The sequence below is a fragment of the Micromonospora sp. NPDC005298 genome (genome assembly GCF_040607375.1).
In the GTDB taxonomy this organism is placed as follows: domain Bacteria; phylum Actinomycetota; class Actinomycetes; order Mycobacteriales; family Micromonosporaceae; genus Micromonospora.
The window spans coordinates 28,459-47,030 of record NZ_JBEXGP010000011.1 but is presented as its reverse complement, the minus strand read 5'-3'; the positions used below and the strand labels follow the sequence as shown (position 1 = coordinate 47,030).

Genomic DNA, 18,572 nt, shown 5'->3' with positions numbered 1-18,572 from the left:
GCCCCGCCGGACCGGATTCGTTAGGCTCGACCACGTGACCGCACGGCTGCCTGTGTTCCCGCTCGCAACGGTGCTCTTTCCCGGGTTGGTGCTGCCCCTGCACATCTTCGAGGAGCGGTACCGGGCGCTGGTGCGGCACCTGGTCGACCTGCCCGAGGGCGCGCCGCGCGAGTTCGGCGTGGTGGCCATCCAGGCCGGCTGGGAGGTCGCGCCCACCGGACCGGACGGTCGGCCCACGCCCGGCGTCGGCGAGGTCACCCTGCACGAGGTGGGCTGCACCGCCGAGCTGCGCCAGGTGACCGAGCTCACCGACGGCGGCTTCGACATCGTCACGGTCGGCCGACGCCGGTTCCGCATCGCGCAGGTCGACGAGAGCACCGCGCCCTACCTGACCGCCGAGGTCGAGTGGCTGCCCGAGCCGGCCGGCCCGGACGAGGTCGCCGACGTGCTGGCCGCCCGGGTCATCGCGGTGTTCCGGCAGTACCTGGGCCTGGTCCGCTCCGACCCGGAGGAGATCTCCGAGCAGCTCCCGGAGGACCCGACGGTGCTGTCGCACCTAGTGGCGGCGACGGCGGCGCTGACCGTCGACGACCGGCAGCGGCTCCTGGCGATCGACGACACCGCGGCCCGGCTCCGCGCCGAGCTGCGGCTGCTCAACCGCGAGGCGGCTCTGCTGCGCCAGGTGCGGGCGGTTCCGGTGCCGTTGTCGGAGCTGGCGTCCCCGCCAACGCCCAACTGACCGCCGCGAGGTCGGGCTCCGGCCGCAGCGACGGCCACCGCGACCAGCCGGCCAGCAGGGTGTACGTGATGGCGGCGCCGAACGCCGGCAGCAGCAGGTTGCCGTGCGGCACCGGCAGCACCCCGAGCAGCCAGTCGACACCGCCGGCGCGCAGGTCGGCGGGTTTGGTGAACGCCTGACCGTCGGGGGCGGTAGCCAGCAGCCGGTCGAAGGTACCCAGGCCGACCCGCCGGCCCACCTGCCAGGCCACCGGCGCGGCGGCCAACGCGCCGAGCACCACGGCGAGCAGGCCGACCGGGCCGCGTCTACGCCGCAGCACGTACCAGACGACGAGGGCCGCGAGCACCCCGAAGGCGAGACCGAGCAGGCTGAACCATCCGTCCGCGGCGATCGGCTGCTCCGGCTGCGGCTCGGCGTAGATCGCCCCCTCGGCGGTCTTGAGCACCGGCGTGTCCGGCGCGAGCGCGGCCCAGAGCCATCCGAGGGGCGCGCCCAGCACGGCGAACGCGAGCACGAAGCCCAGCACCGTGGCCACGGCACGCAGCGGACGTCGCGGCTCGTCGGCGCTCAGCTCCGGCGAACTCTGGTACGCCGTCGAGGCACCGACCTCGCCCGGATGGAATCCGCCGTGCGGGATCCCGGCCGGCGGCTCGGCGGTCGGCGGTGTCGCCTCCGACGGCCGGGGCGGCGCGGGTCGATCGGGCTCGTTGACGGGCCGCTCGGGGTCGGGGTTGTCCGGGCTCACCCGATGATCCTCTCAGGCCCGAGGGTGGGCCGGGGCGCCGGTGGCGGCAGAGCAGCTCACCGGGCGAACGGCTCCACCATCATCGCCGCCGCGCGCAGCCACGCCTGCCGGGTCTCCGGCTGGAGCTGGTGGTATTCGATCGACGATCCGGTCTCCAGCGCCGCGTCGTACGGCACCACGGCCACCCCGCGCGTCCGGGTGGCGAAGTGCCGCTCCAGGTCGTCCTGGAGGGCGGACCGCCCCGGCGTGGGGCAGGAGATGAGGGTGACTGCGTTGTCGGCCAGCTCGCTCATGCCCTCCTCGTGCAGCAGGTCGAGCATCCAGTCGGCGCTGAACGCGGCGTCCTCGCGGGGCACGGTGGTCACCACCAGTTGGTCGGCGGCCTGCATGACGGTGCGCCAGTTGGGGCTCTCCACGTTGTTGCCGGTGTCCACGCAGACCACGTCGTGGGTCCGGCGCAGCAGCTCCAGCACCCGCCGGACGGTGAACTGGTCGAGGCGCTGGGCGAAGCGGGGGCTCTCCTCGCCGGCCAGCACGTCGTACGAGCCGTCGGAGGCGTGCCGGAGGAAGTCGTCCAGCCGGTCCAGGAGGGTCGCGCCCTCCAGGATCTCGATCTGGGCCAGCTCGCCGATCAGGTGGCGGATGGTCCGGGCGTGCCGGGCGCTGCCGGCGCGCAGCCCGAGGGTGCCGCGCAGCTCGTTGTCGTCCCAGGCCAGCACACCTCGGCCGCGGACGCTGCCGACCGTGGCGGCGGCCAGGACGGTGGCGGTGGTCTTGTGCACCCCGCCCTTGGGGTTGGCGAACGCGAACACCCGGGGTGTGCCCAGGTCCCGGCGGAGCACGCCGGTGGCCCGTTCCACCTCCTGGTCGACGCCCTGCGGACGCCACTCGATGCGGGCCGGGTAGCCGCGCTCGGCGACCGCCGAGCCGACCGCCGGGGCCGGTGGCGGGACGACCGGCGGTGGCGGTGGCGGGACGACCGGCGGGGCGGGTGGCGGGATCACCGGCGCGGCCGGCGGGACGGGCGGGGACGTCGCGACGGGGTAGCCCGTCTCCGGTTGGTAGCCGGTCTCCAGCAGCGCGTAGCGCGACTCGACCGGCGGGCCACCCTGGCGGTAGCCGTTGTCCAGCAGCGCGTAGCGCGACTCGACGGGCTCGGGCCGCGGCGCCGGCGGCTCGGGTTCGGCCCGGTACGTCGGCTCGGGCCGGTAGTCCGGCTCCGGCCGGTACGTGGGCTCGGCCAGGTAGGTGGGTTCCGAGCGGTAGTCCGGCTCGGACCGGTAGCTGGGCTCGGCCCGATAGTCCGGCTCGACCCGATAGTCCGGCTCAGCCCGGTAGTCCGGCTCGATCCGATAATCCGGCTCGGCCCGGTAGTCCGGCTCCGAGCGGTAGGCGGGCTCGGACCGGTAGGTGGGTTCCCCGCGGTAGTCCGGCTCCGCCCGGTAGGCCGGCTCGGCCCGGTACGCGGGGTCGACCCGGTAGGTCGCCTCGGCCCGGTAGGCGGGCTCCGCGCCGTACGACAGCTCGGCCGGATGCCCGATGGCCGGCGCGCGCCCGGCGTAGCCGTTGGGGGCCGCACGTCGCGGCAGTGGATCCGGTGGTGGCTCCTCGGCCCGCCGGTCGGGTTCGGCCTGCTCGGCGGCCCGGCCGCCCAGCCGGGCGCGGTCCAGCAACGCCCGCCACCGCGGCGCTGGTTCGGCCGGCCGGCCCCAGCCGGTCTCACTGCCCTCCACGGCCCGCCCTCCCAGCACCATCGATCTCCGTCTGACAGGCTACGAAGGAAACACTATTCGGGCCACACCTCAGGACGCACACCGCCCGGCACAGATCATGACGGGCTGGCGGCCGGCGGCCCGACGCCGGTGGCGTCCGGGGAGGTGGTGACGCTCGGCGGGGGCGGCTCGGTCGTCACGACCGGCGACGCCATGGGTGACGGAATCGTGACGACCGGTGCGGGTTCCGACGATTCGCCCATCGACGACAGCGGCTCGGGTGCGGGTCGCGCCGCCTCCGTGGGCCGGCCCGGGCTCGACGTCGGGCTCGGCCCGGTGTCGACAGGCGGGCGGACCACGTCGCGCTGTTCGGGGAGCGGGGGTGTGAAGACCGCGCGGTCCAGCCGGTACACCTCGGGAGCGGGGTCGACGGCCCGTACCGCCGGCCGTGCCGCCACACCCCGCAGCACCTCGGGGGCCGCCCGGACGACCGCGGCGTACACGCAGCCACAACCGTCGCGGTACGCCGCCGCCTCGGCGTCCGCCACCTGCGCGCCGTCGGCGTACCGCGCGCGCAGTTCCCGCTCGTCGACTCCGTCGCCGGTCAGCGCGGCGGCCCGGGCCCGGTAGTCGGCGGCCTCGGTGGCCTTGCGGGAGGCCACCTCCACCATCCCGGCGACGACGTCGTCCGGCACCCGCAGCGCGGGGATCCGGACGATCTCGGTCTGCCGCCCCGGCAGCGGCACCCGCCCGAAGACCGTCGAGACCGGCACGTCGCCGAGCACGTCCGCCAGTCGCTGCGGCGGCAGGTACGCGTCGAGTGTGACGAGCGCGTACGTCCCGTCACCGGTGGCCGGGGTCGTGCTGGACAGCGCGGCCAGGTCCGCCGCCGCCGAGCGCAGGTAGCCGGGGACGGAGTCGCCGTCGGCCACCCCGACCCGGGTCACCTCGCCCACCGTCCGGTCGCCGACCGGTGTGTCGTCGGCGGCCCACACGGCGGTGCCCAGAACCGCCGCCAGGGAGACCAGCGCCGCCCAGGTGAGCACACCGGAGCGCCCCGAGCGGTCACCCAGCCGGGCGACACCCCGGGTCAGCAGCGGCAGCAGCCGTTGGTCCAGCTGCCGCAGCAGGTCGCCGGCGCGCACGGGCGGATCCCCTCGTCGGATCGGTGTCGGGCGGTCGCCGCTCTAGTCACGCAGGATCTGAAGCGCGCGTTCCAGGTCGTCAGGGTAGTCGCTGACGAACCGGACCTCGTCCCCCGAACGGGGGTGCGAAAAGCTCAGTTCGCGAGCGTGCAGCCACTGTCGGGCCAGTCCGAGACGGGCCGAGAGGGTGGGATCGGCACCGTACGTGAGGTCACCCACGCAGGGGTGCCGCAGCGTGGAGAAGTGCACCCGGATCTGGTGGGTCCGGCCGGTCTCCAGCCGCACGTCGACCAGGCTCGCCGCCGGGAACGCCTCCAGGGTGTCGTAGTGGGTGATACTCGGCTTGCCGCCGGAGACCACCGCCCACCGGTAGTCGTGGGTGGGGTGCCTGTCGATCGGCGCGTCGACGGTGCCGCGCAGCGGGTCGAGGTGCCCCTGCACCACGGCGTGGTAGCCCTTGTCCACCTCGCGGTACTTGAAGGCCCGCTTCAACGCCGTGTACGCCTGCTCGCTCTTGGCCACCACCATGATCCCGGTGGTGCCCACGTCGAGGCGGTGCACGACGCCCTGCCGCTCGGCGGCGCCGCTGGTGGAGATGCGGTGCCCGATGGCGGCGAGGGCGCCGATGACTGTCGGCCCGGTCCAGCCGGGGCTGGGGTGCGCGGCCACGCCGACGGGCTTGTCCACCACCACGATGTCGTCGTCGGCGTACACGACCCGCAGGCCGGGCACCGCCTGCGGCACCACGGTCGGCGGGGCGACCGGGGCGGGCAGCGTGACCTCCAGCCACGAGCCGGCCTTGACCTTGTGGGAGTTGGCGCGGACTGCCCCGTCGACGAGCGCGTCCCCGGCGTCGACGAGGGCCGCGGCGGCGGTGCGGGAGAGCCCGAACAGGCGGGACACGGCCTGGTCCAGGCGCATCCCGTCGAGGCCGTCGGGCACGGGAAGGGAACGGTGGTCGCCGCCGGCGGCGAACGCGGAGGTCATGCCCGCTCCCGCTGGTCGGCGGTGGACTCGGCGGAGTCGGCGTCGGTCGGCTCGCCGTCCCGACCGGCCCGCCGGCCGTCGCGCTGACGGCCGGTCAACTCCAGGAGTACGGCCAGCAGCACGCCGCAGACCAGCGAGCTGTCGGCCAGGTTGAACACCGGCCACACCTGGCCGTACGGGTCGAACAGGCTGATCATGTCGACCACGTGGCCGTGGAACGGGGAGGGCGCCCGGAAGATCCGGTCGACGAGGTTGCCGAGCGCGCCGCCGAGCACCAGGCCCAGGGAGATCGCCCAGGGCAGCGAGCGCAGGCGCAGCGCCATCCACACGATCCAGCCGACCACACCGATGGTGATCAGCGGGAAGATCCAGGTGTGGTCCGAGCCGATGCTCCACGCCGCGCCGCTGTTGCGGGTGAGGCTCAGGTAGACCAGGCCGCCGAGCAGCCGGACCGGCTCCCGATCGGTCAGCGCGGCCAGCGCGAGGTGCTTGGTGACCAGGTCGGCCAGCAGGGCCACCAGGGCGACCCCGGTGAGGATCGCGACGGCCCGGGGCCGGGGCTTGCCGCCACCCGGCTCACTGCGGCCGGGCTCGGCGGACGGTGCTGCGGTCATTCGCTCCCCATCGACAGTTTCGGCGGTGATCGCTCACCGTCCCATCGCCGCCGGGGAACGGCCTCAGCGCCGCTCCTCCAGCTGCTTGCACGTCACACACAGGGTGGCCGACGGGAAGGCGGCGAGGCGCTCGACCGGGATCGGGTTGCCGCACCGCTCGCACCAGCCGTAACCACCCTCGTCCAGGCGCTCGAGGGCGCGCTCGACCTGTGTGATCCGTTCCAGGATGCTGTTGGCGAGTGAGATCTCCTGCTCACGCTCGAACGTCTTGGTGCCGGTGTCGGCCTGGTCGTCCCCGGCCGAGTCGGTCAGCCGGTCGCGCTGCAGCTCGGTGATCTCGCTCAGCGTCTGATCGTACTCGGCCCGAAGCTCGTCCCGCCGCGCCGCCAGCGCCGCGCGGATCTTCTCGGTCTCCGCCGCGCTGCGGGTGACCTTGGCCACCGGCTTGCGGCCGGCGGTCCTCGTGTCGGCTGGCTTCGCCATGGGTCGCTCCCTCGGCCGCGGAACCGCGTGGTCCACGGTTCCTGGTCAGGGGGCGCCCACCACGACGTCCCCTATGTACGAAAAGGGGCGCACGGCACCGTTGGCCGCGCACTCCGGAGGTTGGCAAGAATACGGAACGTACAGGCGTCCGACAACGTGCCGCACCGTCGCACCGTGTAAGTGCCCCGAGCCCTGCCTAACTGGGGCAAAGGGAACGCTAGCAGATCAAGCGTCCGACTCGTCCCCGTACTCCCCAAACCATCGGGCCAGCCGACCCCGTCGGCTGACCGCCCGCAACCGCCGTTCGGCGGCGTCACGCACCCCCGCGGTGGCGACGATCAACAGGCTGTCGCCGGTCTTGAGCCGGGTGTCCCGGCCGGGCACGAAACCCACCCCGTCACGCAGCACAAGCGTCACCGACGCCCCCACCGGCAGCCGCAACTCGTCGACGTGCACCCCCGCCAGGCGGGACCCCTGCGGCACCTCGAGCTGGAGCAGGTCGGCCCGCATCCGCTCCAGCGGGGCGGTCTCCACGTGGATCTCGGTGGCCTCGGCCGGCGCCGTGATCCTCAACCGGCGGGCCAGCGACCCCAGCGTCCCGGTCTGCACCAGCGTGAAGATGACCACCAGCACGAAGACCGCGTCGAAGAGCCGTTCCGCGCCCGGCACCCGCTCGGAGAGCGGGATGGTCGCCAGCACGATCGGCACCGCACCGCGCAGCCCGGCCCAGGACAGGAACGCCTGCTCGCGCAGACCCACCCGGAACGGCGCCGCCGACGCCGCCACCGACAACGGTCGCGCCAGCAGCACCAGCGCCAGCCCCGCGACCACCGCCGGCAGCACCGCCGCGTCCAGCCGGCCCGGCGAGACCAGCAACCCGAGCAGCACGAACAGGCCGATCTGCGCGAGCCACGCCAACCCGTCGGCGAAACCGAGGATGGCCCGCCGGTGCGACAGGCGGGCATTGCCCAGCACCACCCCGGCCACGTAGACGGCGAGGAACCCCGACGCGTGCAGCACCGCGCCGGCCGCGTACGCCAACACGGTGATCCCGACCGCCGCGATCGGATAGAGCCCGGCCGCGGGCAGCGCCGCCCGGCGCAGCGCCCACGTCCCGGCCACGCCGACGCCCACGCCCACCGCCGCGCCGACGCCCAGCTCGTAGACGACCAGCCCGGCCTCGTACCACCACGGATGCGCCCAGCCCGAATGGGACAGCAGCACCACCAGCAGCACCACCGGGGCGTCGTTCATGCCCGACTCGGCCTCCAGCGTGGCCACCAGCCGCGGCGGCAGGCGCAGCCGGCGCAGCGTCGCGAAGACCGCCGCCGCGTCGGTGGACGAGAGCACCGCGCCGTAGAGCAACGCCAGCCGCCAGTCCAGACCCAACAGCAGGTGTACGGCGACACCGACGACCAGGATGCTGACCACCACGCCGACCGTGGAGAGCGCCGAGGCCAGCCCGAGCACCGGACGCAGCGTGCTCCACCGGGCGGTCAGGCCGCCCTCGGCGATGATCACGATCAGCGCGCAGAACCCGAGGGTCCGGGTCAACTCGACGTCGTCGAAGCGGATGCCCAGCCCGGCCTCGCCGATCGTCACACCCAACGCCAGGTAGACGAGCAGGCTGGGCACTCCGAGGCGGGTGGAGAGCCGAACCGCCCCGACCGCGACCAGCAACACTCCCGCGCCGAGCAGCAGCGCGATGTCCAGCCCCGGTGTCACCGCTGCCCGGCCCGGACGTTCCTCACTCGACGGATCCGTCGCGCAGCCGGCCGAGCAGACCGGACAGCTCCGGGCCGGGCCGGTCGACGAGGAAGAGCTTGTCCCGGCTGGCCGCGCCGGCCCGCAACGACACCGCCGCCGGTCGTACGCCGAGCGCGCCGGCGAGGGCCCGACGGGCCGCCTCGGTGGCGCGTCCGTCGACCGCCGGCGCGTGCACGGCGATCACCAGGGCCGGGCCGTGCGGTCCGTCGAACCGGCCACCGACCCGGTCGCGGGACGCGCCGGGCTTCACCCGCACCGCCACGGTCAGCGTGTCCTGGGCGGGCACCGGAGGCCGTTTCAGATCGGTCGGACGTCGGCGAGCAGGACGGTGGCCGGCGCGCAGCGCGCGCACGGGGTGAAGCCCAGCTCGACCGCCTCGGCGACCGGCAGGGTCTCCGCCGCCCGGCCGACCAGGTGCGGACAATGGGCGAGGTGGAAGCGGGGCCGACCGTCGACCACCTGCACCGGATCGGGCAGCCGGGCCACCCGGGCCGCCTCGGCGGGGGTGACCGGCTGGGCGGGCGGTTCGCCGGCCAACGCGTGGGCACGAGACGCCTCGTCCGACGACGCCGGACTCACCGGCCGCGACGACGACACGTCGTCGACCGGGGCCACGAACGGGCCGTCCCGGTCGACCGACGCGTCGAACGCGGGGTCGACCGGCGGCTCGGGTGGTTGCCGCCACCCGGTGCCGCCGGAACCGCCAGTCGACGGCGTGTGCTGCACCGGTACGTCCGGCTCGACCAGCGGCGGCCCGTACGCGCTGCCCGACGTGGCCTGACCGGCCGTACGGGGTGCGCCGGCGGTGCGCCGGTCGGTCCGGCCCGGAGCCGCCGTGGCGCGGTTGGCGGCTGCCTGGCGGGCGCCCACCACCAACGCCACGGCGGCCAGCAGACTGGCCGCGATGGAGATGATCAACATGATGCTGGAGCCCCCGGCCAGGCCGAGAACCAGCAGCACCACCGCGACGAGGATGAGCAGGAGACTCGCGACTATCACGGCTCACCCCCGCCGCTTCGTACCGTCCGAACGGGGCCGGCGACCGTCACCATTGGCGGACAGCGATCGCCGGCCGGTGCTCAGCGTCCGGCTTCGAGGGCGCCGGAGCGCCCGCCGCCGTACGATCCGGCGAGCCCCGCGGCGGCCAGCCCGTTGCCACCGGCGACCCGGCCCGCCTCGGAGCGGGTCATCTCCGCCTCGAGGCCCTGGCCGCGACCGTCGAGGTCCCGCAGCTGGCTCTCCAGGTACGCCTTGAGCCGGGTGCGGTACTCGCGCTCGAACTGCTTGAGCTCCTCGATGTGCTTCTGCAGGGCCGTGCGCTTGGCGTCCAGGCCGCCCATGGCCTCCTGGTGCCGCTGGCGGGCGTCCCGCTCCAGGGCGTCGGCCTTCGCGCGAGCCTCGCGGGTCACCTCCTCGGCCTTGCTGCGCGCCTCGGAGAGCAGCTGGTCGGCCTCGCGCCGGGCGTCGGACACGTGGTCGTCGGCGGTGCGCTGGGCCATCATGAGAACCCGCAGCGCCTGCTGCTCGCCGTCACCGGTGACGCCGCCGGCCGGGCCGCCGGTCGCGCGGACCTGCTCCAGCTCGGCCTGCATCGCGCGGGCGGCCTGCTCGGCCGCCGACTTGTCGCGCTGCACCCGGTCCAGTTGGGCCTTGACGTCATTGAGCTCCGCCGCCAGTCGGGCGTCGCCGCCGGGGCCGGCGGGGGCACCGCCACGGCCGCCGCGCTCCACCTGGGCGCGCAGCTCGTTGTTCTCCTCGATGAGACGGGCGAGCTCGCGCTCGACCTCGTCCAGGAAGGCGTCGACCTCCTCCTCGTCGTACCCCCGTTTGCCGATCGGCGGCTTTTTGAAGGCGACGTTGTGGACGTCGGCCGGGGTCAGCGGCATCGAAACTCCTCGGGTCAGTTGCGGCCGCGAAAGCGCGTCGGTCATCAGGCAGATGCCCTGATCGACGGCCCTAACACGAACTCCATCAGCACGAACAGGATAACCAGGAGCACAAGGGAGGCCAGGTCGATGCTCACGGTACCAATTCGCAGCGGAGGGATCACACGCCTCAACGCGTTGAGAGGGGGATCAGTGACGCTCCACACGGATTCCAATCCGGCTGCCGCTCCGCGCCCCGGCTGCCACCGGCGGCCGTACTGCAGGACGGCGCTCAACACGAACCGGGACAGAAGAAGCAGCAGGAAGACATAAAGGATCAGATACAACACTTGCAGCAAGATCGACAACACGGTCAGCGACGTCCCTCGGGTCGGGCGGGATCAACTCAGACTGAAAAAACCGCCCTCAGCGATCTTGGCCTTGTCCTCAGCGGTGACCTGGACATTGGCCGGTGAGAGCAGGAACACCCGATTGGTCACGCGCTCGATCGTACCGCGCAGCCCGAACGCCAGACCGGCGGCGAAGTCCACCAGACGGCGGGCGTCGGCCTCGTCCATCTCGGTGAGGTTGATGATCACCGGGACGCCGTCGCGGAAGTGCTCACCGATGGTGCGCGCCTCACGGTAGGTGGTCGGGTGCAGCGTGGTGATCTGGTAGCGCTGCTCCTCCTCCGGCGCCACCCGCTCACGCGGCGCGGCCTGCGGCGCGAGGGCCAGATTGTCCCGGGTGTGGTAGGTCAGCGCGCCGGACGTCTCGCCGCTCGACGACCGGGTGATCGACCGCACGCTGGACCGCTCGACCCGCTCCGGACGCTCACCGTCGCCACGGTCGGACTCGCTGACACGCCCGTTCGACCGCTCGGAGAGCCGACCCCGCTCACTGACCCGCGGCCGGGGAGCCGGCGGCTCCTCGGTGTCGTCGTCGTCCTCGTCGGCGAACTCCTCGGCGTACCGGCTCTGCCGGTACCGCGAGTCACGGTAGCCACCCTTGTCGTAGCCACCGTCGTCGTAGGCCCGCTCGTCGTCTTCCTCGACCAGACCGAGCCAGACCCCCGCCTTGCGCAGTGCACCCATCCCGCGCCCTTCCGTCCGCCGTGCGGCACGCGCCCCCGTGCCATGTCGCCCGTCGCGAGTGGACAACCATGCCCATCGGACCGGAACGGCAATCCCCTGGCACGCGATTCGCGTCGCATGCCACGACCCCCCGACAAGGAGACGCCGCTCCTGAAACAACACTGATGTAATTTGCATGTCTTGCGGTCAGGCTACCGCAGCGTGGGGCGCATTCCGAGCAACGCGCTACCGACGCGGACATGTGTCGCGCCGTACCGGATCGCGATTTCCAGGTCTCCGCTCATTCCCGCGGACAGGGCGCTCGCTCCCGGATGGAGGGTCCGGAACGCCTCCGCCACCTCGGCCAGCCGCTCGAAGGCCCGCTCCGGAGCCCAGCCCAGCGGCGCCACCGCCATCAGACCGGCGAGCCGCAACGACGGCGCGGCGGCCACCGCCTCGGCCACCGGCTCCAGCCCGCTGCCCGGATCGGCCGAACCGGGCAGCGCCCCACCCCGGGCCGGATCGCCGTCGATGCTGACCTGCACCAGAGCCTCCAGCGGCCGCTCCCGGTCCGCGGCTGCGGTGCCCAGCGCCCGGGCCAGCCGGACGCTGTCCACGGAATGCACCACGTCGGCGTAGCGGACCACCGAGCGGGCCTTGTTGCGCTGCAGCTGGCCGATGAAGTGCCACCGGGGTGTCACCCCGGCCGCGGCCACCTCGGCGGCCTTGCCGGCGGCCTCCTGGTCGCGGTTCTCCCCCACGTCGGTCACCCCGAGCCCGGCCAGCGCCAGCACGTCGCCGGCCGGGTAGGTCTTGGTCACCGCGATCATCGTGACCTCGGCGACGTCCCGGCCGGCGTCGGCGCAGGCACCGGCGATCCGTGCCCGGACCTGGTCCAGGCCGGCCGCGATTTCGGCGCGCCGGTCCGGTCGTACCGTGGCTGAACTGTCGGTCATCGGCGCGGCTCAGGACCCGTTCTTGAGGAAGTCGGGCACGTCCACGTCGTCGAAGAGCACCCGCCGCGGCGACTGGGTCGGCGCCGGCATGGTGGTCGGCGGCGCGACCGGGGCGCTCTGCGGCGCCGGCTGGTTCGTGTTCGTCTTGCGCGCCGGCTCGGCCGCCTTGTACGCGGGAGTACCCCCGTCGAAGCCGGCCGCGATGACCGTCACCCGCACCTCGTCACCGAGCGCGTCGTCGATCACCGCACCGAAGATGATGTTGGCGTCCGGGTGGGCCGCGTCGGTGACCAGCTGCGCCGCGTCGTTGATCTCGAACAGACCCAGGTCGGAACCGCCGGCGATGGAGAGCAGCACACCGCGCGCGCCGTCCATGCTCTGCTCCAGCAGCGGGCTGGAGATGGCGGCCTCGGCGGCCTCCACCGCGCGGTTCTCGCCGCGGGCGCTGCCGATGCCCATCAACGCGCTGCCGGCGCCGCTCATCACGCTCTTGACGTCGGCGAAGTCCAGGTTGATCAGACCCGGGGTCGTGATCAGGTCGGTGATGCCCTGCACACCGGAGAGCAGCACCTGGTCGGCCGTGCGGAACGCGTCCATCATGCTGATGTTGCGGTCGCCCAGCGCCAGCAGCCGGTCGTTCGGGATGACGATCAGGGTGTCGCACTGGTTGCGCAGTTCGTCTATCCCCGACTCGGCCTGCACCTGCCGGCGCTTGCCCTCGAAGGAGAACGGCCGGGTCACCACGCCGATGGTCAGCGCGCCGAGCTTGCGGGCGATGTTCGCCACCACGGGCGCGCCGCCGGTCCCGGTGCCGCCACCCTCACCGCAGGTCACGAAGACCATGTCGGCGCCCTTGAGCACCTCCTCGATCTCGTCGCGGTGATCCTCGGCGGCGTTCTTGCCGACGTCCGGGTTGGCGCCCGCGCCCAGTCCACGGGTCAACTCACGACCGACGTCGAGCTTGACGTCGGCGTCACTCATCAGCAGCGCCTGGGCATCGGTGTTGATCGCGATGAACTCGACGCCCTTGAGCCCAACCTCGATCATCCGGTTGACGGCGTTGACGCCGCCGCCCCCGATGCCGACGACCTTGATGACCGCCAGGTAGTTGTGCGGAGGTGTCATCTCCGGTCCTTTCCGTTCGAGATTGGCTTCGGCCGACCGGTACGGCGTGGCCAGACCAGCGGCCGACGACAGCTGTCACCAGCGAGGATCAGAGGTGAACCCTCACCCTCTACTAGAGGCTTACAGTTATGTCAACCACTGAACCTCTTCGGGGCAACGTAAGCGCCGCCGCGCGATGAGCCAAGGACCCGACCGGCGTGTCGCCGGCCGGAGCGCGACTCGTCACGTCCGGCGCACCCTCCCCGGTCAGCGGAAGGTCACCACGTCCGGCGCACTCACGTCGATCCGGTCGGTCTCCTCACCGAGCAGCGCCGTGGCCACCCGGGCCTTGTCCGTACCCCGGCTCGCGTCACCCCAGACGACCGTCCGGTCCCCGCGCAGTCGCAGGCTGATCCGGGCCAGCCCCTCCACGTTCACGTCCACCAGCTCGGCGCGCAGCTGCGGGGTCAACGCGACGAGCACCTCCAGCGCGGCGCGGGTGTCCGGGTCGTCGCCGGCCGGCCGCGCCACCGTGACCAGCGGCAGCCCGGCGGGCCGTCGGGCCACCGTCCGGAACGCCACCCCGCTGCGGTCGATCAGCGTGAACGCCTCACCCTGGGGCACCGCCGCCACCGGCGTCCGTTCGGTCACCCGGACCACCAACGCCCCCGGCCAGTCCCGGGACACCGTCGCCCGCTCCACCGGCGCCAGCTCACCGACCCGACGGGCCGCGGCGGCCAGATCCACCCGGGCCAGCGGCACCCCGTCGGCGACACCCACCGCGTCGCGCACCTGCACCGGGGTGACCAGACCGGCACCCTCCACCCGCACCTCACGCACGCCGAACAACCCGGTGCCCAGCACCGTCCACGCGACCAGGCCGGCCACCGCCAGCACCCCGGCGGCCACCGCCCACGGCAGGGCGGCACGCATCCGGCGCTGTCGGGCACGGGCCATGAACCGGCGGGTCGACGGCGGCACCGCGTCACTGCTCGCCCGGACGAGCTGCCACCGGCGTACCGGTCCACGGCGGGGCGCGCCGCCCTCGGCAGCGCTGGTCCGTCCTCGGGCCGGGCCGGGGCTCATCCGGCCGTGGGCGCCGCGCCGTCCGGAGCGGCGGTGCCCCCCAGGGCCGCACCGTCGCCGCCGGCCGTGGCGCCACCGGCCACCGGCTCGCCGACGGCCGGGGTGGTCGCCACCGGGTCGACCGTCGCGGTCGAGCCGGCGCCGGCGGTACGCGCCAGCAGACCGGCCAGCAGCTCGTCGCCCATCAGCGAGATCGGCGGAGCGCCCATGGTCACCACGACGTCCCCGGGGCGGGCTCGACGGACCACCTCGACCGGCGCCGCCTCCCACGAGTCCACGAAGATCTTCCGCTCGGCGGGCAGCGCCACCGCCTCGATCAACGCCGCCGAACCCTCGCCGGGCTGGCGCAGCTCACCCGGCCCGAAGACCTCGAGCAGCACCACCTCGTCGGCGATGGCCAGCGCCTCGGCGATCTCGGCCTGCGAGTCGCGGGTCCGGTACAGCCGGTAGGGCTGGAAGACGACGATGAGTCGCCCGTCCCCGGCCACCTCGCGCAGCGTCTGCAACGCCAGGGTCATCGAGGTCGGGTGGTACGCGTACTCGTCGTAGACCAGCACGCCGTCCGCGACACCCTTGCGTTCGAAGCGCCGCCGCACGCCCGGGAACACCGCCAGCGCGGCCTCCGCCGCCTCCAGCGGCAGATCCAGCAGGTACGTGGCGAGCACGGCGGACGCGCTGTTGAGGCCCATGTGCCGCCCCGGCACCGGCAGCCGGAACTCGCCGAGCGACCGACCGTCGATCGTGGCCAGGTAGCGCACCCCACGCGACGAGGAGGAGATCTCGCTCAGCCGCAGGTCGGCGTCGGCCGCCTCGCCGTACGTGTGGACCCGCCGGCCCTCGGCGCGCAGCGTCTCGGCCAGCCGGCGACCACCCGGGTCGTCGGCGCAGGTGATGATGAACCCCTCCGGGTCGGTGAGGCGGGCGAACTCGACGAACGCGGCCTCCAGCGTCGCGTAGTCGCCGTAGGTGTTCAGGTGGTCCGCCTCGACGTTCGTGATGATCGAGACGAACGGGCGGTAGATGAGGAACGAGCGGTCGCTCTCGTCCGCCTCGACCACGAAGTACTCGCCGGTGCCGTGGTGGGCGCCCGAGCCGACCTCGGAGATCTCCCCGCCGATCACGAAGGACGGGTCCACACCGGCCTGCTGGAGCACCATCGTCACCATCGAGGTGGTGGTGGTCTTGCCGTGGGTGCCGGCGACAGCGATCGCCCGGCGGCCGGTCATCGCCGCCGCGAGCGCCTCCGAGCGGTGCAGCACCCGCAGGCCACGCCGACGCGCCTCGACCAGTTCCAGGTGGTCCTGCGGGATGGCCGACGAGTAGACCACTGTGTCCACACCGTCGAGGTTCGTCGCCTCGTGGCTGAGGTAGATGGTGCCGCCGAGCGCCCGCAGACCCGCGAGCGAGGGCCACTCGCGCAGGTCGCTGCCGGAGACCCGGATGCCCCGGGTGAGCAGCAGTCGGGCCACGCCGAGCATGCCCACCCCGCCCACGCCGATCAGGTGGACGGCGCCCAGGTCCTCGGCGGTCAGCGTGCCGGCCGGGGTGAACTGCGCGGTCATCGGGCCACCGCCGCGAGCACGAAGGACCGCAGCGCCTCGTCACCGTCGCGCCGCCCGTACGCGGCCGCCGCCGCGCCCATCGCGTACAGCCGCTGCGGGTCACGGATCAGCGGGATGACGGTGCGCTCCAACCAGTCCGGCGTGAGTTCGGCGTCGTCGACGAGCACCCCACCGCCGGCCTCGACCACGGGCAGCGCGTTGCGCTTCTGCTCCTGGTTGCTGTGCGGGTACGGCACGAAGATCGTGGGCAGCCCGATCGCGGACACCTCGGCGACGGTCATCGCCCCGCCCCGGGCCAGCATCAGGTCGGCGGCGGCGTAGCCCAGCTCCATGTCGGACAGGTAGGGCAGCGTCACGTACGGCACCGGCAGGTCGGTGGGGATCGGCACCGGCTCGTTGCGGGCACCCATCACGTGCAGCACCTGCACGCCGTTGCGGGCCAGTTCCTTGGCCGCACCGGAGACCGCCAGGTTGATCGAGCGGGCACCCGACGAGCCGCCGGCGACGAAGAGCACCGGCAGGTCGGGGCGAAGCCCGAAGTGGGCGCGGGCGGCGTTGCGCAGCGCGTACCGGTCGAGCGTGGCGATGCTGCGACGCAGCGGCACGCCGACGACCGTGGCGTCGCGCAGCGCCTCGGCCTGGCTCGGCTGGTGCGGGAAGCCGACGGCGATGTTCTTGGTGAACTTCATGCCGAGGCGGTTGGCCACGCCCGGCGGCACGTTCACCTCGTGGATCACCATGGGCAGTTCCCGACGCCACGCGGCCAGGTAGGCCGGCACCGAGACGTACCCGCCGAAGCCGACCACCGCTTCGGCGCGCACCTCGTCGATCACCTTGCCCGCGGCGCGGGCCGCGGTCCACATCCGCCCCGGGGTACGCACCAGGTTCATGTTGACCGACCGGGGCAGCTGGTACGCCGGGATCTGCCGCAGGTCGTAGCCCTGCGGCGGGATCAGCTCGTTCTCCATGCCCTTGGGTGTGCCGAGGCAGGTGATCCGGACGCCGGGGTCGTGTCGGCGCAGGCAGTCGGCGAAGGCGAGCAGCGGGTAGATGTGCCCCCCGGTGCCACCTCCCGCGAGCACCACCGAACGCAGCGGACCCATCAGCGTCTCCTCTCGCTCGCCGTACCCCCGCGAGCCCGGTCCTGCCGGACGCCGCGCGGTGCGGCCTGGTCGTCCTTCCGCCGCTCCCGCGACCGGGGCACGGGCCCTCGGGCCGCGGGCGGCGACGCCGGGCGGCGACGCCGGCCGGGAAGCGGCGGTAACGGGGCCCAGAGTAGTCGGACCCACCGGGCCGGCGGACGGGCATGCAGTGCTCTGGCCGCATCGGGTTCGGCGCGGGCGAAGGATGCCAGCATGCCGATCGCGGCCAGCGTCACGACCAGGGCACTTCCGCCGTCGGAGATGAACGGCAGCGGCAGGCCGGTGATCGGCAGCAGCCCGACCACCCCACCAATGTTGATCACGGCCTGGCTGACCAGCCAGGTGGTGACCGCGGCGGCGGCGAGCCGCCGGAACGGGTCGTCGACCCGCCGGGCGATCCGCAGCCCGGTGTACGCGAGGACGGCGAAGAGGGCGAGCACCACGGCGCAGCCGATCACGCCCAGCTCCTCGGCGATGATCGCGAAGATGAAGTCGTTGTGCGCCTCGGGCAGCCAGTCCCACTTGAGGCTGCCCTTGCCCAGCCCGACGCCGAACCAGCCGCCGTGTTCGATGGCGAGCCGACCCTGGTAGAGCTGGAGGCAGCCGTCGAGCTTGCACTCCTGCGGGTCGGGCGGGTTGATGAACGACGTGAGCCGCGCCAGCCGGTAGTTTTCCGCGCCGCGCTCGCCGGAGCCGGCACCGAGCGAGGCGACCGCGATGAGCAGGCCGACGCCGAGCAGGCCGACCACGATCAGCGCGCCGAACACCCGCGCCCGTACGCCGGCGGCCCAGAGCAGGCCGACCACCAGGGCCAACAGGCAGAGCATGGTGCCGGTGTCGTTGTAGCCGACCAGGACGAAGAGCAGGCCCATCACCGGGAAGAGCGGCGTGGCCAGCTCCCGCCACCAGCCCAGCGCGGCGCCCTTGCGGGCGATCACGTGCGCGCCCCACAGCACCAGCGCGAACTTGGCCAGCTCGGACGGCTGCACCTGCGTCCCGCCGATGAAGAGCCAGTTCAGCCGCGCCTCGATCGGTCCGAACCCGACCGACCGCTGGCGGGTGAGCCGGCCGTATGCCACCAGCAGGTTGAGCACCAGCAGCAGCGCCACCGCGGTGAACAGCAGCGGCCGGCCCAGGGACCGGTAGGTGCTGGCGGGCAGCCGCTGGCAGATCCAGAACGCCCCGATGCCGATCACCGCGAAGATGGCCTGCTTGGTCAGCGAGGCGGACGCGTTGCCGTCCACGGCGTAGTCCTTCACGCTGGTCGCCGAGAAGACCATGGTCAACCCGATGAGCAGCAGCAGACCGGCGCTGGACAGCAGCAGGTAGTAGGAGGCCAGCGGACGGTCCAGCAGGCCCCGTAGCGCCGCCAACCCGCCGGCCGCGTCGAACCCGCGCAGCGGCTCCCCGCCCGGCGTGTCCGGTGCCGGGGCACGCCGCGCGGCCCCCGGTTCCGGGCCGCGCGCGTCGTCCGGCGGTGCGCCGGCCTCAGCGGTCCGTGCCCCGCCCGGTGCCCGTCGCGGTCGCCCGCCCGTCCTGTCCTCAGTACCGAGTTCCTCCCCCACCCGGACATCATCACCGCTGGACGCGCC

19 protein-coding genes are annotated in these 18,572 nt (G+C 73.4%); 1 reads left to right on the top strand and 18 read right to left on the bottom strand.

Going from position 1 to position 18,572, the window contains the following annotated elements; translation table 11 throughout:
* Positions 1–34 precede the first annotated feature (34 nt).
* Positions 35–739 carry an LON peptidase substrate-binding domain-containing protein gene (locus ABZS77_RS17545; RefSeq protein WP_354823685.1) on the top strand — a complete coding sequence of 235 codons (705 nt, stop codon included), beginning with the start codon at positions 35–37 and terminating at the stop codon, positions 737–739.
* Here the strand turns inward: ABZS77_RS17545 and ABZS77_RS17540 are convergent.
* From ABZS77_RS17540 to ABZS77_RS17455, 18 genes are all read right to left on the bottom strand, one after another.
* The gene (locus ABZS77_RS17540) at positions 654–1,484 is read right to left on the bottom strand and encodes a DUF2567 domain-containing protein (RefSeq protein ID WP_354823683.1); all 831 of its coding nucleotides are present in this window, start codon (positions 1,482–1,484) and stop codon (positions 654–656) included. The genes ABZS77_RS17545 and ABZS77_RS17540 overlap by 86 nt on opposite strands.
* A 56-nt stretch (positions 1,485–1,540) precedes the next feature.
* On the bottom strand, positions 1,541–3,238 hold the full coding sequence (locus tag ABZS77_RS17535; protein WP_354823681.1) for an ATPase: 1,698 nt from the start codon (positions 3,236–3,238) through the stop codon (positions 1,541–1,543).
* 74 nt (positions 3,239–3,312) lie between these two features.
* Complete coding sequence (locus ABZS77_RS17530; RefSeq protein ID WP_354823680.1) at positions 3,313–4,341, bottom strand: hypothetical protein; 1,029 nt, start codon at positions 4,339–4,341, stop codon at positions 3,313–3,315.
* A gap of 42 nt (positions 4,342–4,383) precedes the next feature.
* Complete coding sequence (locus ABZS77_RS17525; protein WP_354823678.1) at positions 4,384–5,328, bottom strand: RluA family pseudouridine synthase; 945 nt, start codon at positions 5,326–5,328, stop codon at positions 4,384–4,386.
* The gene (gene lspA, locus ABZS77_RS17520; RefSeq protein WP_354823676.1) at positions 5,325–5,942 is read right to left on the bottom strand and encodes a signal peptidase II; all 618 of its coding nucleotides are present in this window, start codon (positions 5,940–5,942) and stop codon (positions 5,325–5,327) included. The genes ABZS77_RS17525 and lspA overlap by 4 nt, the downstream gene beginning before the upstream one ends.
* 63 nt (positions 5,943–6,005) lie before the next feature.
* Positions 6,006–6,425: a TraR/DksA C4-type zinc finger protein gene (locus ABZS77_RS17515; protein ID WP_151492260.1), complete on the bottom strand. Its 420-nt coding sequence runs from the start codon at positions 6,423–6,425 to the stop codon at positions 6,006–6,008.
* 225 nt (positions 6,426–6,650) lie between these two features.
* Entirely contained in the window at positions 6,651–8,150 is a 1,500-nt protein-coding gene (locus ABZS77_RS17510) for a potassium/proton antiporter (protein ID WP_354823674.1), read from the bottom strand.
* A gap of 22 nt (positions 8,151–8,172) precedes the next feature.
* Complete coding sequence (locus ABZS77_RS17505; RefSeq protein ID WP_354823672.1) at positions 8,173–8,478, bottom strand: DUF167 domain-containing protein; 306 nt, start codon at positions 8,476–8,478, stop codon at positions 8,173–8,175.
* 11 nt (positions 8,479–8,489) lie between these two features.
* Positions 8,490–9,191: a hypothetical protein gene (locus tag ABZS77_RS17500; protein WP_354823670.1), complete on the bottom strand. Its 702-nt coding sequence runs from the start codon at positions 9,189–9,191 to the stop codon at positions 8,490–8,492.
* 80 nt (positions 9,192–9,271) lie between these two features.
* Entirely contained in the window at positions 9,272–10,078 is an 807-nt protein-coding gene (locus tag ABZS77_RS17495) for a DivIVA domain-containing protein (RefSeq protein ID WP_007463015.1), read from the bottom strand.
* Positions 10,079–10,122: 44 nt separating this feature from the next.
* Complete coding sequence (locus ABZS77_RS17490; RefSeq protein WP_030488971.1) at positions 10,123–10,428, bottom strand: YggT family protein; 306 nt, start codon at positions 10,426–10,428, stop codon at positions 10,123–10,125.
* Between the two features lie 30 nt (positions 10,429–10,458).
* Complete coding sequence (gene sepF / locus ABZS77_RS17485) at positions 10,459–11,151, bottom strand: cell division protein SepF (protein WP_354823668.1); 693 nt, start codon at positions 11,149–11,151, stop codon at positions 10,459–10,461.
* Positions 11,152–11,342: 191 nt separating this feature from the next.
* A complete protein-coding gene (locus tag ABZS77_RS17480) occupies positions 11,343–12,086 on the bottom strand; it encodes a YggS family pyridoxal phosphate-dependent enzyme (RefSeq protein WP_354823666.1) in 744 nt (247 codons plus the stop codon).
* Positions 12,087–12,095: 9 nt separating this feature from the next.
* Positions 12,096–13,211 carry a cell division protein FtsZ gene (ftsZ, locus tag ABZS77_RS17475; RefSeq protein ID WP_354823664.1) on the bottom strand — a complete coding sequence of 372 codons (1,116 nt, stop codon included), beginning with the start codon at positions 13,209–13,211 and terminating at the stop codon, positions 12,096–12,098.
* A gap of 246 nt (positions 13,212–13,457) precedes the next feature.
* Positions 13,458–14,276, bottom strand: coding sequence for an FtsQ-type POTRA domain-containing protein (locus ABZS77_RS17470; RefSeq protein ID WP_354823662.1), 819 nt, complete (start codon positions 14,274–14,276; stop codon positions 13,458–13,460).
* Positions 14,273–15,838, bottom strand: a complete 1,566-nt coding sequence (gene murC, locus ABZS77_RS17465) for a UDP-N-acetylmuramate--L-alanine ligase (RefSeq protein ID WP_354823660.1) — start codon at positions 15,836–15,838, stop codon at positions 14,273–14,275. The genes ABZS77_RS17470 and murC overlap by 4 nt, the downstream gene beginning before the upstream one ends.
* Positions 15,835–16,941, bottom strand: a complete 1,107-nt coding sequence (gene murG / locus ABZS77_RS17460) for an undecaprenyldiphospho-muramoylpentapeptide beta-N-acetylglucosaminyltransferase (RefSeq protein WP_354823658.1) — start codon at positions 16,939–16,941, stop codon at positions 15,835–15,837. The genes murC and murG overlap by 4 nt, the downstream gene beginning before the upstream one ends.
* On the bottom strand, positions 16,941–18,353 hold the full coding sequence (locus ABZS77_RS17455) for a putative peptidoglycan glycosyltransferase FtsW (RefSeq protein ID WP_354823884.1): 1,413 nt from the start codon (positions 18,351–18,353) through the stop codon (positions 16,941–16,943). The genes murG and ABZS77_RS17455 overlap by 1 nt, the downstream gene beginning before the upstream one ends.
* Positions 18,354–18,572: the final 219 nt, after the last annotated feature.